This window comes from Aquaspirillum sp. LM1, assembly GCF_002002905.1.
Classification (GTDB): Bacteria; Pseudomonadota; Gammaproteobacteria; order Burkholderiales; family Aquaspirillaceae; genus Rivihabitans.
Window position 1 is genome coordinate 853,770 of record NZ_CP019509.1, and the last position, 15,333, is coordinate 869,102.

Annotated in this window: 10 protein-coding genes; 7 read left to right on the plus strand and 3 right to left on the minus strand. The window is 61.6% G+C overall.

The window, feature by feature from the left end; genetic code table 11:
• Nucleotides 1-25: 25 nt before the first annotated feature.
• Nucleotides 26-2,458, minus strand: a complete 2,433-nt coding sequence (locus tag BXU06_RS03770) for a heavy metal translocating P-type ATPase (protein ID WP_077296970.1) — start codon at nucleotides 2,456-2,458, stop codon at nucleotides 26-28.
• Nucleotides 2,459-2,862: 404 nt separating this feature from the next.
• Here BXU06_RS03770 and BXU06_RS03775 point away from each other — a divergent pair, with 404 nt between their 5' ends.
• Entirely contained in the window at nucleotides 2,863-3,507 is a 645-nt protein-coding gene (locus tag BXU06_RS03775) for a TetR/AcrR family transcriptional regulator (protein WP_077296972.1), read from the plus strand.
• Between the two features lie 376 nt (nucleotides 3,508-3,883).
• Here BXU06_RS03775 and BXU06_RS18460 read toward each other — a convergent pair whose 3' ends face one another.
• Nucleotides 3,884-7,048 (minus strand): DEAD/DEAH box helicase, encoded by a 3,165-nt coding sequence (locus tag BXU06_RS18460; protein ID WP_077296974.1) that lies wholly within the window; start codon nucleotides 7,046-7,048, stop codon nucleotides 3,884-3,886.
• Between the two features lie 275 nt (nucleotides 7,049-7,323).
• On the opposite strand from BXU06_RS18460, the gene BXU06_RS03785 reads away from it, so the two are divergent.
• From BXU06_RS03785 to BXU06_RS03800, 4 genes are read left to right on the plus strand one after another with little or no spacing between them, the layout of a single operon-like run.
• Nucleotides 7,324-7,854 carry a hypothetical protein gene (locus tag BXU06_RS03785; protein WP_150125090.1) on the plus strand — a complete coding sequence of 177 codons (531 nt, stop codon included), beginning with the start codon at nucleotides 7,324-7,326 and terminating at the stop codon, nucleotides 7,852-7,854.
• A 14-nt stretch (nucleotides 7,855-7,868) separates the two neighbouring features.
• A complete protein-coding gene (locus BXU06_RS03790) occupies nucleotides 7,869-9,452 on the plus strand; it encodes a hypothetical protein (protein ID WP_077296978.1) in 1,584 nt (527 codons plus the stop codon).
• A complete protein-coding gene (locus BXU06_RS03795) occupies nucleotides 9,422-11,437 on the plus strand; it encodes a hypothetical protein (protein WP_150125091.1) in 2,016 nt (671 codons plus the stop codon). Before BXU06_RS03790 ends, BXU06_RS03795 begins: the two co-directional genes overlap by 31 nt.
• Nucleotides 11,438-11,453: 16 nt before the next feature.
• Complete coding sequence (locus BXU06_RS03800) at nucleotides 11,454-12,164, plus strand: hypothetical protein (protein WP_077296982.1); 711 nt, start codon at nucleotides 11,454-11,456, stop codon at nucleotides 12,162-12,164.
• Between the two features lie 39 nt (nucleotides 12,165-12,203).
• Here the strand turns inward: BXU06_RS03800 and BXU06_RS03805 are convergent, their stop codons facing one another.
• A complete protein-coding gene (locus BXU06_RS03805; protein ID WP_077296984.1) occupies nucleotides 12,204-13,412 on the minus strand; it encodes an RNA-guided endonuclease TnpB family protein in 1,209 nt (402 codons plus the stop codon).
• 61 nt (nucleotides 13,413-13,473) lie between these two features.
• Here BXU06_RS03805 and tnpA point away from each other — a divergent pair, with 61 nt between their 5' ends.
• Both tnpA and aroC read left to right on the plus strand, forming a co-directional pair.
• Entirely contained in the window at nucleotides 13,474-13,851 is a 378-nt protein-coding gene (gene tnpA, locus BXU06_RS03810; protein ID WP_256364063.1) for an IS200/IS605 family transposase, read from the plus strand.
• A 375-nt stretch (nucleotides 13,852-14,226) separates the two neighbouring features.
• Entirely contained in the window at nucleotides 14,227-15,330 is a 1,104-nt protein-coding gene (aroC, locus tag BXU06_RS03815; RefSeq protein WP_077302640.1) for a chorismate synthase, read from the plus strand.
• Nucleotides 15,331-15,333 lie beyond the last annotated feature (3 nt).

Consider the following 15,333-nt stretch of genomic DNA (forward strand, 5'->3'; position numbering starts at 1 on the left):
GTTATGAGGGTCGGCTCAGTCCCCCTCAGCGCCTGACCAGCCGCAGGGCATTGCTCACCACCAGCAGCGAGCTGCTGGCCATGCCCAGGCTGGCCAGCCATGGGGTGATATGGCCGCTGATGGCCAGCGGCAGGGCAATCAGGTTGTACGCCACCGCCCACCACAGGTTCTGGCGGATGATCTGCAGCGTGCGCCGGGCCAGCACAATGGCCTGGTCGATCCGGGTCAGCTGGTCGTTTACCAGCACCATGTCGCCGCTCATCCGCGCCACGTCGGCACCGCCGCCCATGGCCACCGACACATCCGCACGCGCCAGCACTGGCGCATCGTTCACCCCATCGCCCAGCATCAGCACCCGGCGGCCTTCGGCCTGCCAGGCGGCCACCTGCGCCAGTTTGTCTTCTGGCAGCAGGCCGCCCTGGGCGCTGTCCACGCCAAGCTGCGCCGCCACGGCGGCGACGGTGGATGGCGCATCACCCGACAGGATATGGCTGCGCACGCCGTGGGCGCGCAGCGCGTCAATCAGCGTACGCGCTTGCGGACGCAGGGCATCGCCCAGCGCAAACGCCGCCACCCAGCCGCCGGCATGCCCCAGCGCCACCACGGTGGCGTCGTCATGCCAGCCCGCCAGCGCCGCTGGCCGCGCGCCCGCCAGTTCGGCCACATAGTCTGGCTTGCCCAGCCGCCAGGCCTGGCCGTCGATGCTGGCGTGCAAGCCACGACCAGCCAGATAGCCCACGGCGTCGATGGTCGGCAACGCTGGCGCATTGGTGGGCGCTTCAGCAGCAAAAGCGCGGGCAATGGGGTGATGGGCGTGTTGTTCCAGTGCGGCGGCCAACGCCTGCGCCTGGGCTGGTGGTGTGGCATCCAGGCTCAGGGTGGCCAGCAGGCGCATGTCGCCATGGGTGAGCGTGCCGGTCTTGTCGAACACCGCGTCGGTAACTTTGGCCAGGGTTTCCAGCGCATGGCCACGGGTGGTCAGCAGGCCAATGCTGGCCAGATGGCCGGTGGCGGCGGTCAGCGCTGCCGGGGTGGCCAGCGACAAGGCGCACGGGCAGGAAATCACCAGCACCGCCACCATGATCCACAGCGCCCGCTCCGGGTCGATCCACCACCAGCCCAGATAGCTGGCGGCGGCGGTCAGCAGCAGCAGGGCAACAAACCAGCCGGCAAAGCGGTCGGCCAGCACCGCCAGCCGGGGTTTGTCGGCCAGCGCCTGATCCAAGAGGCGCACCACGCCGGCCAGCCGGGTGTTTGGCCCGGTGTGGGTGACCCGCACGGTCAGCGGGCTGTCCAGATTGATGCTGCCGGCAATCACCGTGTCGCCGGGCGCGCGCGGCAGCGGGCGGCTTTCCCCGGTCAGCAGCGCTTCGTTGACCGCGCTCTGTCCGGCCAGAATATCCCCATCCGCCGGCACGGTTTCGCCCGCGTTCACCCGTAGCACGTCGCCGGCGGCCAGTGTGGCCACCACGGCTTCTTCGGTGCGCGCGTCCGGCCAGTCGGGCAGGCGGTGGCAAAACGCCGGCACCAGCTTGACCAGGCTTTCCGCTGCCGCGCCAGCCTTGCGCCGGGCAATGCCTTCCAGGTAGCGCCCGCCCAGCAGCAAGAACACAAACATCGATACCGAATCAAAGTAAATGCCGTGGTCAATGTGGTTGAGCAGCGCCCACAGGCTGGCAAAAAACGCCGTCAGAATGCCGATGGTCACCGGGGTGTCCATCCCCACCCGCCGGGTTTTCAGGTCGCGCCAGGTGGCGCGGTAAAACGGCAGCGCCGAATACAGCACCACCGGCAGGGTCAGAATCAGGCTGGACCAGTGCAGCAGCCACAGCCATTGCGGGTCGATCTCGCCAGCGGGGGCCAGATAAATCGGCACCGCGTACATCATCACCTGCATCATCGACAGCCCGGCTACCCACAGCCGGTTGATTGCCTGCTTGCGCTCTTGCTGGGCCAGTTTTTCCTGGCGGTCGGCATCGTAGGGGTGGGCGTGGTAGCCAATGTCGCCAATGGCTTGCAGGATGCTGGACAGGGCAATGCGCTGATTGTCCCAGCGCACCCTGGCGCGATGGCTGGTGTAGTTGATATCTACCGACAGCACGCCGGGCAGGCGCTGCAGGTGGTGTTCGTTCAGCCAGATACAGGCCGCGCAGGTAATGCCTTCCAGAATCAGCGCCGCTTCACGGATATCGCCGTCTTCGCTGCGGACAAAACTGGCCTGCAAGGCTGGGCTGTCGTACAGGCGCAGGCGTTCGAGCAGCTCGTCCGGCAGCGGGTCGGCCTGGCGGGCTTCGGCGGTGCGGTGGGTGTAATACTCGCCCAGGCCGCTGTCCAGAATGGTCTGCGCCACGGCCTGACAGCCGGCGCAGCAGGCAGGGTGAGTGGTGTCCCGGTCACGGATGGGGAAATCAACCCCTGGCGGCACCGGCAGGCCGCAATGGAAACAGGTTTGGCTCATGCCAATATTGTGACATACCCCCTTGCTCTGTGGGCAACTTCACCCACGCTACCCAGCGTATGCCCTTGCCCTGAATCAACTTGTTCCGCCTGTCGGAATTGGCGGCAACTGTGGCAGAATTTACCCTTGTTCCCCTTTTGCGGCGCATTGGCTGCGTGCAAGCGCTGCCCATTTGACCAAAAAATGGCTAAGTGCTTGTTCAGTCAACAATCCAAGCCCATGGGCAAACGGCTCGGATCGTGATAAAAAGCAAGCATACACGGGGCTTGCCGCCTGCCGCCCCTGGGCCGCGCTGGCAAACCGCTGCCAGAGCCCCCCTCTGGCATAAACAAAAGTTTCAAACAACCATTTATAAAAATATAATGTCCGAGCCCAATACTTCTACTCCCCCCCAACGGAATACCATGGATAGCGCCAACAAGGACACCGCCACCCGCATTCTGGATGCAGCAGAGCGGCTGTTTGTCGAGCACGGCTTCGAGGCCACCTCGCTGCGGACCATTACCCAGCAGGCCGAGGTCAATCTGGCTGCGGTCAACTACCACTTTGGCTCCAAGGATGCGCTATTTCAGGCGGTGCTGGTGCGCCGGCTGGCCCCCCTGAACCAGCAATGCGTGGCCGAGCTGGATGTGCTGGAAAAATCCGGCACGCCCGTTACCGTGGAAGCGGTGCTGATGACCTTCATCCGCCCCTGTCTGGCGCTGTCCAAAGACCCCAACCGTGGCGGGGCCATGTTTGTCCGCCTGCTGTCGCGCACCTTTGTGGAAAACCACCGGCTGATCCGCGACACCCTGCCACAGCAATACAGCGAATTTGTCAGCCGCTACAGCAAGGCGTTTGCCCGGGTGCTGCCCGAGCTGAAGGGCGAAGAACTGGCCTGGCGGCTGCATCTGGCGTTTGGCATGATGTTCAATGCCTTTGCCGGCAACGATGTGCTGAAAATTTTTGTCAAGAGCGACATCGTCTCGGCCCGCGACCCGGATACCGTGGTGCGCCACATGATTCCGTTTGTGGTGGCCGGGCTGACCCGGCCAGCCAGCGTGCTGTAAGCGCCACCGCATCTGGCCCGGCGCGGCAGCGATGGACTTGCCCGTCGCCCTGCCGGGTTTCCTAGTAGCCAGTCACGATGATATGAACCAAATGACTGGCGACTCGACTGCTTTCGGCATGAGTTTCATCTGACGTGTCGTTCCCGCGAAGGCGGGAACCCAGACCGCGCTACAGCGTGCGCTGTGGGGGGTGAGCGTTGCAGGATGGCCGGCACGCTGTGGATGCCACTGGATTCCCGCCTGCGCGGGAATGACGCGGTGGGGTGCGGCGGATGGTTCGCCGTGTCAAATCAAGCTGTTGTATTGAAATAAATTAAGCAAGACATCCGACGTTGGCTTGCTCGCATACACCCTCGTGTTTCAACGTGACTGGCGACTAGCCGATTGCCTCCCCGCGCAACAGCGCCAGCAAGGCGTCGGCATCCAGCAAGGCGCTGCGGTCACCGCCTTCCAGCAGGCTATCGGCCAGATCACGCTTGGCGTGGTGCAGGGCAATCATCTGTTCTTCAATGGTGTCTGCGGCAATCAGCCGGTAGATGGTCACCGGGCGTTGCTGGCCCATGCGGTAGGCGCGGTCGCTGGCCTGGTCTTCCACTGCCGGGTTCCACCAGGGATCCAGATGCAGCACATAGTCGGCGGCGGTCAGCGTCAGCCCGGTGCCGCCTGCTTTCAGGCTGATCAGGAATACCTCGCCCTCGCCCGCCTGAAATGCCTTGACCCGCGCCTGACGCTGACGGGCCGGGGTGCTGCCATCCAGATACTGATAGGCAATGCCGCGCTGTTCCAGCCAGTGCCGGGCCAGCGCCAGGTGGTCCACAAACTGGCTGAACACCAGCGCCTTGTGGCCATTGTCCAGCAGCTCGGTCATCAGGCCGGCAAATGCGCCCAGCTTGCTGCCGGCCAGGGTGCTGTTGGGCAACACCAGCGAAGGATGGCAGCACAGCCGGCGCAGCCGGGTAATCTGCGCCAGCACCTGCATGGCGCGTTCATGCTCGGCGGCCTGGGCCACCTGGTCCAGCGCTTCCTGACGCAGCGCCTCATACAGATGCCGCTCATCGTCGGACAACACCACTCGATGCACCAGTTCGGTACGCGGCGGCAGCTCGGTCAGCACCTGCGCCTTGGTCCGGCGCAAAATAAACGGCTGCACCAGGCTTTTCAGCGTCTCGCGGGCGGCGTGGTCGCCCTGGGCGATTGGCGTGGCAAAGCGCTCGGCAAAGCGCGCCTGGCTGCCAAGCAAGCCGGGGTTGATAAAGCGGAACAGGCTCCATAGCTCGCCCAGATGGTTTTCCACCGGGGTACCGCTGGCCGCCAGGCGAAAGTCGCTGTGCAAGGCAAATGCCGCCTGGGCGCGGCGGGTGTCGGGGTTTTTGATTGCCTGGGCTTCATCCAGAATCACGCTGGTCCAGCGCACGCTGGCAAAGGCCTCGGCATCGAGCTGGAACAGCCCGTAGCTGACCACCACCAGATCGTGCGGTGCCAGCCCGCGCAGATGGCGCTGCTGCTGATACGGACGCAGGCGCAGGTCGGGGGCAAAGCGGGCGGCTTCGGCCAGCCAGTTTTGCGCCACCGAGGTGGGGGCCACCACCAATTGCGGCCCCTGCCCGGCGCGCAGCAGGCACAGCGCCAGCGTCTGCATGGTCTTGCCCAGGCCCATATCGTCGGCCAGACACGCCCCCGCCCCCCAGTGTGCCAGCCGCGCCAGCCAGGTAAAGCCGGCCAGCTGGTAGTCACGCAGGGTGGCCTGTAGCGTGCTCGGCAGGCTGACGGCCTGTTGCGACACCTCCCGCCAGCGCGCCTGCTGGGCAGCCCAGGCGGCATCGGCCTGGCAGTCGCCTACCTCGGCGGCCAACTGCGCCAGCAGCGGCAAAGCCAACGGGCTGATCCGTGCGCCGCCGTCGGCACCCAAGTGGTCGCACGCCAGTGCCAGGGCTTCCAGCCGCTGGCGCAAGCGCTGATCCAGCACCAGCCAATCCTGTTCGCCCAGCGCCACATAGCGGCCCGACTGCTGCGCCAGCAAGGTGAGCAGCTCGCGCAGCTGGACCACCCGGCCATCGTCCAGGGTCAACTGGCCCGACAGCACAAACCAATTGCCTTGCTGCTGAATGCCCAGTGATGTCTGGCGCAAGCTGGCCGGACCGGCCAGCCGCATCCGCTGGCCGGCGGGCCAGATGCAGCGCAACTGGTCGTCTTCAATCGCCTGTAGCTCGGCCAGCACCGCCAGCGCCTGCTGCGGGTCGGTGCATAGCCGGTCGCCAGATTCATGCGCGCACGCCGCCAGCGTCGGGCACTGGCGCAACAGCCGGGCGGCCTGCCTGCGTTCGTGGTCCAGCAGGCGGCAGGTGTGGACGGTGCGCCCGTCCACGCAGCCCACCACGGTGACCATGCCCTGACCCGGACGGTAATCACGGCCTTGCGCCAACGGGCGCACGCGCAGCTGCACACGCAGGCCGTCGCCTTCCGGGCGCAAATGCACATACAGGGTGGGGTCGGCTGGCACGGCGGGCAGTTGGCCGGCCAGGTCGGTCATGTCGCTGTGAATCGGCAGCAGCGGGGCCAATTGGGTGATCACGTCCAGCAGCTGCGCCCGCGCCGCACGCGGTACGCGCAGCCCGTGCCCGATGATGGCGCTGATCCGAGTCAGCTCGGCGCTAACCGGGTACACCTGCCAGCAGCCGGGGTTGATCTGCTCCAGCCACACCCCCTGGGCGTGAGCCAGCCCCGCTGGCGACAAGGCCAGCTGCACGGTGTCGCCCTGCTGTTGCAGCAGCAGGGCCGGCTGGCCGGCCTGCAGGCTGACCGGTTGTCCGGTCTGGGCGTCAAACAGCGCCGGATGGCCAATCAGCCGGGGCAAGGCGGCATCGGCCTCCAGCTGGCAGCTTTCGCCACCGTAGTAATACACCTCGCTGACGCGGATCTGGGCCAGCACCGTGCGGTCTTGCGCGCTGAGCCAGGTGGGCGGATCGGCACGCAAACGTTTCCAGCTCAGTACCCGCCCCCGACTCCAGCCTGACGCGCTGCGCTTTTGCTCACGCGCCGCCAGTTCTACCCCACCGTCGCTGACCGTCAGCCACCACGCCAGCCGGCAGGGGGCTTCTGGTGCGGATGGCGCATCGGCCTGCGCATTCAGCTGCGCCAGTGCCTGCTGCGACTGATCCAGCGCTGCCAGAAACCCCCGCTCGCCGCGCATCAGCCGCGCCAGCCAGTCGCGGCTTTGTGCCTGCGCCGGACTGGGCGGTGCCTGATGCAGCTGCGTCATGGCCATCTGCGCCAAGGGCCACAGCCAGGCCGCCCCGGCGATATCTGTCCACACCGCCAGCAGGCGCGCCTCGGCCAGCCGCCAACCGCCGGGAATCGTATCCAGCCAGCCCTGCTCAGTGAGCCGGCGCAACAGCGCCTGCGGACGCGGCGGCAGGCTGCCGGGGGCGTCAGGGGGAAACAGCGGTGGGACAACGGCAAGCAACACCCGCTCGGGCAGGCCTTCGGGTACACAGGCCAGCGTGTAGAGCACAGCCTGGGCGGTAGGGGGGAGCGGCAACATGGCGGCGAAAGAAGATGGCGGTCAGGCCGGGATTATAGCGTGGTGCCCGCGCCCTGGACGGCCATCCGCCACGGCGGCGTGCGCCAGGACAAGATCATCCGGGTGGGTCAGGGCCATCGCACCAATGCTTTTATCATGCATTTGCGTATTTCTACGGATAGGAAAGCATGCCCAACCGGCGCAAAATGACACCCATTTTTGCAAAATGGGTAAGCCTGCGCGCCCAGGCGAATACGCCCCACTCTGGGTGCCCCGCCAGCTAGCCTGGGGCCTCAATGAACAACCCGCATCAATTCATAGGCAGTAGAAGAAACATGAACACGTATAGCGCACTGCTGATCTCGCTGATTTGCCTCGCGGGCTGCAATGAGTCCAACAAGGCCAGTCCGGTGCCCACAGTCGAAACCAGCCAAAACAAGGTCACCCTCGACACGGTTCGCAATGAACTGATGAAGCACAACTTCGGCCAGGCCAACCAGCTTGCTGACCAACTGACGGCGGCCTCTCCTACTTTGATCGAAGCCTGGATCGTGGCAGCCGAAGCCAAGGCCGCCAACCAGAACCGCCTTGCCGCCCTGGCCGCGCTTGAACAGGCCTTCAACCACGGCTTGCGCGAAATCAGCCTGATCGAACAGAGCCGCTACCTCGCCGACATTCGCAATGCCGAAGAATATCGCAAGCTGCTCAATCGCTTTGGTCTGCCAACCCGCACGACCCAGGCCGCCGCCGGTGAAGTGTCCATCGTGCAGGGTGGCGGCGTGACCGAAGTGCGTGCTGGCGATGTTTCCGTAAAACTCCCTGACTAAATACTGGATTTAGCATGAACAAGAAAACACTGGCGCTGGCCCTCATCGCGATATTTACCAGCACCCTTGCCAACGCCCTTGAAATTGAAGCACGGGGCGTGGGCTCTGCCCAGAAAAGCCTGTTCAGTAGCGCAACCGATATCCGCGGCGCAGCCATGCAGCAGGCAAAACGCAACGCCGTGCTGGCCGCGCTGGACAAAGTTGTCGGCGCAGGAACCCGCAACAACCCCAAGGTGCAGGAACAACTGGAAGAGTTGATCGTCCAGGTCGGCGAACAGGTGTTCTACGACCCAATGCCGGAAATGGTTGGCGACACTTACCGCATGAATATCACCTTGCGCATGGACGACAAGCAACTGCGCGGCGTGATCAGCGACCTTGGCCTTGCCCTCAACACCAATACGGTGCGCAGCCAGTCCTTCCTCGTGCTGATGGATGAATTCTTTACCACGCCGACCGACCTGCGCGCACCGCTTGAAGAGCTGATCGAATACAAGCACGACGTCGGCAACTCTTACAAAGAGAAAGAGGCAGCAGCCCGTTCAAGTAAATCGGCGTACGCTGCCTCTGACAAGTCCGCCTATGCCGTCAAGGGTGCGTCTGCCAGCAGTGTCAACGCCGGATACGATACCAGGGTGGCCGCCGCCCAAAACAACGGGCAGGGCGGTAAAGCTGCGGTCGCCGCACGTGACAGTGGGCACTATTCTGCCGCCACTGGCAGCACCTATCAGGCTGTCGGCGCGCGCAACATCAGTGTCGCCGCAGCCTCTTCCAGCAGCTCGGCCTACGCGCGTCAGGTCAATGCGGAAGAACACGACAACACCTACTTCAAGAAGCTGGTCAAATACCAGCCGCAAAATACCGGCCCGGATAAAAAGAACTACACGTACAACGAGTTGAAAGGCCAGTTTGTTGACCTGGACATCAAGGTCATCGACAACTCCCTGTTCCGCAGCCGGTATTTCGGCAACAAGCCGATGACGCTTGATAAGCTGGAAAACAGCGCAGAACTGGAAAAATACGTCAGCTTTGCCAGAAAAGAAGCCACTGCCGACTACTTCATGCTGGGCACCTCGGTTATCTACGATCGCGGCATTGATAGCAACTCCGGCATGCACGCCTGTACCGGGGTGGCCAGTACCAAGAACTTCTCGACCAAGACCGGCGAAGACATCGGATCGAGCACCCAGTCTGAAAACGCGGTTGGCCAGACCTCGGACGATTGCCGCGCCAAACTGGCGATCAAACTGTCGCAAAGCCTGGCCAGCCAGGTTGGCCAGCGCGTGCAAGACTACTACAAGCGCCGCACGATGTACGGTAGTGAGTACATCGTCCGCCTGACCGGCAACAACATTCCGCTGATGACGCGCGTTGCCTTCAGTCAGGCGCTGAAAAATGTGCCCGCACTTCAAAATCAGGTGCAACGCCAAGCCAACGACCGGCAGATCGAAATTGTCGCGGCGTACAAGGGCAGTGACCCCATTGACCAGGCCATCGCCATGGCGCTGGCGTCGGATCAGCAATTTTCCCGTCTCGACTCCAGAACAGACGGCAACATCATCACGCTGTGCATGAATGGCTGCGGCAAAGGCAAGTGATGCGTAAAAAATTACTTGCCAGCGCCTTATTTCTTGCGCTGGCCCCCATGTTTTCAAGCGCCGGGGAGACCATCCATGTTTACCCGGTTCCCGGTATTTTTTTCGATGAAGGCGCGGAAAATCAAAAAGGCGTTGCCAGCAAGATCAGTCCCGAAATCGGCAAGATTCTCAAGGCCAACATCCGGCAGAACGTCAGTTACGCAGGCCAGGCTATTTCTAAAAGCTTTAGCAACCTGACCCAGCAGATCGATGCCAAAAACCGCTACCGCACGCTGGCGGTGTCGGTGCAGGTTACCCGGGCGTCACGTTTTGAAGTCAATAAAAAAGACGGCACCCGTGACATCTACCTGCCATTAACGCTCAGCCTGTACTTCAGCAACCCGATGACCGGCGAGGTGTTGCAATCGTTCAACCAGACCCGGGTCACCACCTTTACCAGCACGCCCGACACCATTGCCGCCAAGATCGCCCAGTACACCCAGCAGGGCTTCGAGCGTACGCTGGATGAACTGCTGACCCATGCTGCCAGCCAGTTCAAGCCCTATGTGGTTGAAGCAGCGGTCAAGGACACCTGGAAAGGCTACGGCATTCTGGACAAGGGCTATGCGGCTGGGATTGGCAAGGACGATATTTTGCTGGATGCCGATGGTAACGAGATCAAGATCGAGCACGCTGGACAGGATTACGCCGTCGCCACGCCGATTGGCGGCAAAATCTCCTCTGGCAACCGCTATGCCAGAACGTCGATGATGAAGCTGTCTGACGTCAAGAAGCCGCGTGTGCTGGTGGTGGTCAGCGATGGCAACGCCAATCTTCCGGACGCCGTGATGAGCCAGTTGTTTGCCGATCAATTGGGGGCGGACGCCCAGTTTGCCGTGCTGCCGCTCAATACAAACTATGGCAAGGTTCAGTCCGCGATCGACTCGAACACCCAAATTGGCTCAGCCGTCAGCGGGCAACGTGAACTGCCCGACTACTTTATCCGGCTGGTTGTCCCAGATGTGGTCGAGTACGAAAAACCGACCAACCTCGCTTACAAAACACAGCGCCATTACAAATCGTGGGCATTTGCCGAACTGCTGGCAAAAAATGGCCAGGTGCTCTTCGCCCGCCATGCAGACGAAGACCTTCAGGACATCGTCACTAACGGCATCGGCATTGCGGCGGCTGACCGCCGTGAAGTGGTGCTGAAAAACGTGCTGGTTGAATTGGCCGACAAGTTTGCCAAGGAAGTCAAATTCAAGCCCACCACGCTTGAAATCACCGATGCAGAAAGTGGCCAACTCTGGGTGAACGATACGGCCCAGGTGCTGCAATCCGGGCAGGCCGTTCGCATCTACCGGGAAATCAGCAAAGACGTCCTGGTGCCCACTTGGGAAGCGCGGGTTGAGACGCGTGAGGGCAGCCGTATTGCACTGCGAACCCAACTGGAAATTGCCGGCTCGCCCCCCGCCCCGACCAGAGGCGACAAGATCCTGATCGACCAGATCAACAGCCCGGCTGGCGGTGCCATGCGACTGGCGTACTGCCCCAACCCCAAAAACCAGGTCGGCAGCCAATTTGTGCCCCGCTACGACGAACTGGCCTACGCAGTTGCCACCCAGGCGGGCTTCAATATGGTCAACCGTTCGCTCAAAGGCCTGGTTGAACGCAGGGTCGGCAGCGCCAGTGGCTTCAGGACGAACATCAAGCTGCCGGAAGCGGCATTTGATCAATGCCTGGAATCACTGTACCGGATCGACCGGGTCGATAGCCCATGCGAAGGCGACGCCTGCCACACCCGTTACAAAGTCAAAACGGCATTCCGGCAAAAGCAGGGCGAAACGGTCAGTAAACAGATGATTCTTGAACATACGTTCAAGACCAGCGGTTACCAGCAAAATATCGACAGCACCCAGCTTGGGCAATTGCAACACGCAGAATTGTATAAGGACGCTGACGAGTTGCTCACCCAGACCGCAAAAAACCTTTTTCAAACCAAGTAGCAAATCAAGGCACACCATGAAAAAAGCAAAAATTGCAGCAACCCTGCTGGCCCTGTCCATGGCCACGAGCCATCAAGTTTATGCATTTGGCCTGGGTGATCTGACTAAAGCGGTCACCGGCGCCGGCACGGGCGACCTGGCCAAAGCGGTGACCGGCAGCAGCGCCAGCAGCAACGTTTCCGGTAACGACGTGGACGCATTCATCCAGACCGCCCGTCAAGCTGACCAACTCATCAACCAGTCGGCCCGGTTGATTTATCTGGCGCTGGCCAGCCAAGAAGAAAAGGCCAAGCACGAAGCCGCTATACAGGCGGCCAACGAAATCAGCGATGTGTCTGAAAAAAAGGCCAAACTTGATCAAATTAATGCCGACACGGCAACCGCCCTGCAAAAAACGCTGAACAACCAGGAAACGGTCAAGACCATCAACCAGATGAATGCAGCACAACGCAAAAACCTGGCTGCTTCCGCCTTCAACTTCATGCTTGGCCTGATGAAAGACAAGGAACTGGCCCAGCGCAGCACCAGTCTGGTCAGCGGCGTGAGCAGCAACCCGATGTTGGCACCCAAGCTGGTTAACCTGAAAGAGGCCGTCGGCTCGGTCAGCGGGCAGGTCACCAATGGGGTCAAGATCGCCGATGGCTTGATCAGTCTGGCCAAGGCGGGAAACATCAAGATCATGCCGGCATCCACTTCCGAGAAGCCGATGGTCGTGACTGAACTTTGACATCCTCGCCGGCCTGAAGGACGGCGATTCCTACGGCACTCAGGCGACAATCGCCTGAGTTGCTTCGGTGGGTTCCTGCTTCACCGAGCGGCCCGACTGCACCGACTCTCCACAGGCTAAAACGCGATGCCCTCGCGCTAGGATATTGATTGCGCCGACTAGATCGGCGTTTTCTTCGTAGGCACACTCGACGCAGGCGAATTTCGTTTGTACCTGACGGTTGTCTTTCGATACGTGGCCGCAGCACGGACAGGTTTGACTGGTGTATTGCGGCGGCACGGCGACGACGAAACCGCCATTCCACGCAGCCTTGTACTCCAGTTGTCGGCGAAACTCGCACCAACCTTGATCGAGAATCGAACGATTCAGGCCGGACTTCTGCTTCACCCTCTTGCCGTGCTGTTCGCTGTTGCCCTTGGCAGACTTGGACATATTCCGAACCTGCAAATCTTCGATGGCGATCATGGCGTGGTTTTGGCTGATCTGGCACGAAGCTTTGTGCAGGAAGTCTTTCCGGGTATTGGCGATGCGAGTGTGAATGCGCTGGATCTGGGCTTTCGCCTTCTTCCAGTTATTGCTGAATTTGACTTTGCGGCTCATGGCTCGCTGGTAGCGCGCCAGCTGTTGCTGGTGTTTCTTGAAGCTGTTGAGCGGTTCGATATGGCGTCCATCGCTCAGAGTGGCGAAACGGGCGATACCCATGTCGATGCCAACAGCCTCACCTTGCGGCAAAGGCTGATCGACTTCGCGCTCCGTTTGGATCGACACAAACCACTTGCCGCCTGACTGGCTGACGGTCGCGTTCTTGACCTCGCCCAACACGTCACGGCTGTTGCGGTAGCGCAGCCAACCCAGCTTCGGCAGGAAGATGCGGCTGTTGCCCTGATCGAGTTTGATGCCTTGCGGATAGCGGAAACTGTCCGACTGGCCTTTTTTCTTGAAGCGCGGAAAATTGGCACGTTTCTCGAAGAAGTTTTTGTAGGCGTGTTCCAGATTCTTGAGTGCCTGTTGCAATGCTTGGCTTGGCGTTTCGTTCAGCCAGAGCGTTTCCGGTCGCGCCTTCCATTCGGTTAGCGCCTTGCATAGAGCGGCGTAGCCGAGCTTCTTTTCTCCCGCCTCATGCCGCGCCTGCTGCAACGCCAGCGCCTTGTTGTAGACGTGCCGACACGAACCGGCAAAGCGGCGCATGAGGCGCTGTTGTTCGCCGTTGAGCTTTAGCTCGAATCGGTAGGCTTGAAGACGTTGCATGTCGCATAGTGTATTTTGGTCTATGGAAGAAAACAACGACATTTAGCACGGACAGCACTATATTTTTAACATGCACGTCAATTTGGTCTTTGTGGCGAAGTATCGTTGCAAAGTATTCGACTCGGCAGCTAACTACAGGCTGCGCGAACTGTTTACCAAGGTTTGCAACGACTTCGAGGCGCAACTGGTCGAAATGGACGGCGAGCGCGACCATGTGCATTTATTGGTCAGCTATCCGCCGAAAGCGCCGGTGTCTGCCTTGGTCAATAGCTTGAAAGGTGCATCCAGTCGTGTGCTGCGAAAAGAAAGGCCAGACATCGCCAAACGCTTCGACTACAAGGGTGTGCTGTGGTCACCGTCCTACTTTGCATCCTCTTGCGGCGGCGCTCCGATCAGCATCATTCGCCAATACATTGAGCAGCAGGCGACTCCAACTTAACGGCTGAAAAGGAGTCCTGCGGACTCCGCGCTATCCATCCCCGGCCTGAACGCCGGGGCTTTCCGCGCTAACTGGTAAACACCGATCCAAACACATCTCATGACCTGTAGAATGTAGAAGTCGCAACCTGATCTTGACTATTCAGAACGGAGAGCTGTCAGATCAGGTTGCGACTTCTACCCTGCAAAGGGGGCATCAGAGGTGCGCCGGCTGATTGCGGCGGCCTCTGATGACTACCGCGAGCCACTCTTCCCTCTTTGCCCTGTTTGAATTCATGCGCTTGCCCTGACTGGGTGGCCCCCCTCCAAAACCCGCTCCCCGCCTTGTGATACACTTTGCCCCGTGTTCAATTTTGCCTGTCTGTGCGAGCCTGCCATGTCTGGAAATACCTTCGGCCTGTTGTTTACCGTCACCTCATTTGGCGAAAGCCACGGCCCGGCCATTGGCTGTGTGGTGGATGGCTGCCCGCCCGGCCTGACGCTGGACGCTGCCTGGATTCAGGCCGAGCTGGACCGGCGCAAGCCCGGCACCAGCCGCCACGTCACCCAGCGCCGTGAGCCGGACGAGGTGGAGATTCTCTCCGGCGTGTTTGACGGCAAGACCACTGGCACGCCGATTGCCCTGTTGATCCGCAACACCGACCAACGCAGCAAGGACTACGGCAATATTGCCGACACCTTCCGGCCCGGCCATGCTGATTACACCTACTGGCACAAATACGGCATCCGCGACCCGCGCGGCGGCGGGCGCTCGTCCGCGCGGGAAACTGCCGTGCGCGTGGCTGCCGGGGCGATTGCCAAAAAATGGCTGGCCGAGCAGTACGGCATTGTCATCCGTGGCCACATGACCCAGATCGGCGAAAAAACCATTCCGTTTGCCAGCTGGGACGAAGTGAACAGCAACCCGTTTTTTGCTGCCGACGCCAGCGTGGTGCCCGAGCTGGAAACCTATATGGACAGCATCCGCAAAAGCCTGGATTCGATTGGCGCGCGGCTGCGTGTGGTGGCCGAGAATGTGCCGGTGGGCTGGGGCGAGCCGGTGTTTGACCGCCTGGACGCCGACATCGCCCACGCCATGATGAGCATCAACGCGGTGAAGGGCGTGGAAATCGGTGCCGGCTTTGGCTGTGTCACGCAAAAGGGCAGCGAGCACGGCGACGAACTCACCCCGGAAGGCTTTGCCAGCAACCACGCCGGCGGCATTCTGGGCGGGATTTCCACCGGCCAGGATATCGAAGTCTCGATTGCCATCAAGCCCACTTCGTCGATTGCCCAGCCGCGCCAGTCCATCAACAAGGCCGGCGAAGCCATTCTGATCGAAACCCATGGCCGCCACGACCCGTGCGTGGGCATCCGCGCCACGCCGATTGCCGAAGCCATGCTGGCGCTGACGTTGATCGACCACGCGCTGCGCCACCGCGCCCAGTGCGGCGATGTGCGGGTGGACACCCCGCGCATTCCGGCCCAGCGCGGTGAATAAGCT

Bases quoted from the DNA above. Each gene is read 5' to 3' on its own strand.
- BXU06_RS18460 (WP_077296974.1), bottom strand. From the start codon at position 7,048: ATGTTGCCGCTCCCCCCTACCGCCCAGGCTGTGCTCTACACGCTGGCC.
- BXU06_RS03790 (WP_077296978.1), top strand. From the start codon at position 7,869: ATGAACAAGAAAACACTGGCGCTGGCCCTCATCGCGATATTTACCAGC.
- BXU06_RS03770 (WP_077296970.1), bottom strand. From the start codon at position 2,458: ATGAGCCAAACCTGTTTCCATTGCGGCCTGCCGGTGCCGCCAGGGGTT.
- BXU06_RS03800 (WP_077296982.1), top strand. From the start codon at position 11,454: ATGAAAAAAGCAAAAATTGCAGCAACCCTGCTGGCCCTGTCCATGGCC.
- aroC (WP_077302640.1), top strand. From the start codon at position 14,227: ATGTCTGGAAATACCTTCGGCCTGTTGTTTACCGTCACCTCATTTGGC.
- BXU06_RS03775 (WP_077296972.1), top strand. From the start codon at position 2,863: ATGGATAGCGCCAACAAGGACACCGCCACCCGCATTCTGGATGCAGCA.
- BXU06_RS03805 (WP_077296984.1), bottom strand. From the start codon at position 13,412: ATGCAACGTCTTCAAGCCTACCGATTCGAGCTAAAGCTCAACGGCGAA.
- BXU06_RS03785 (WP_150125090.1), top strand. From the start codon at position 7,324: ATGAACAACCCGCATCAATTCATAGGCAGTAGAAGAAACATGAACACG.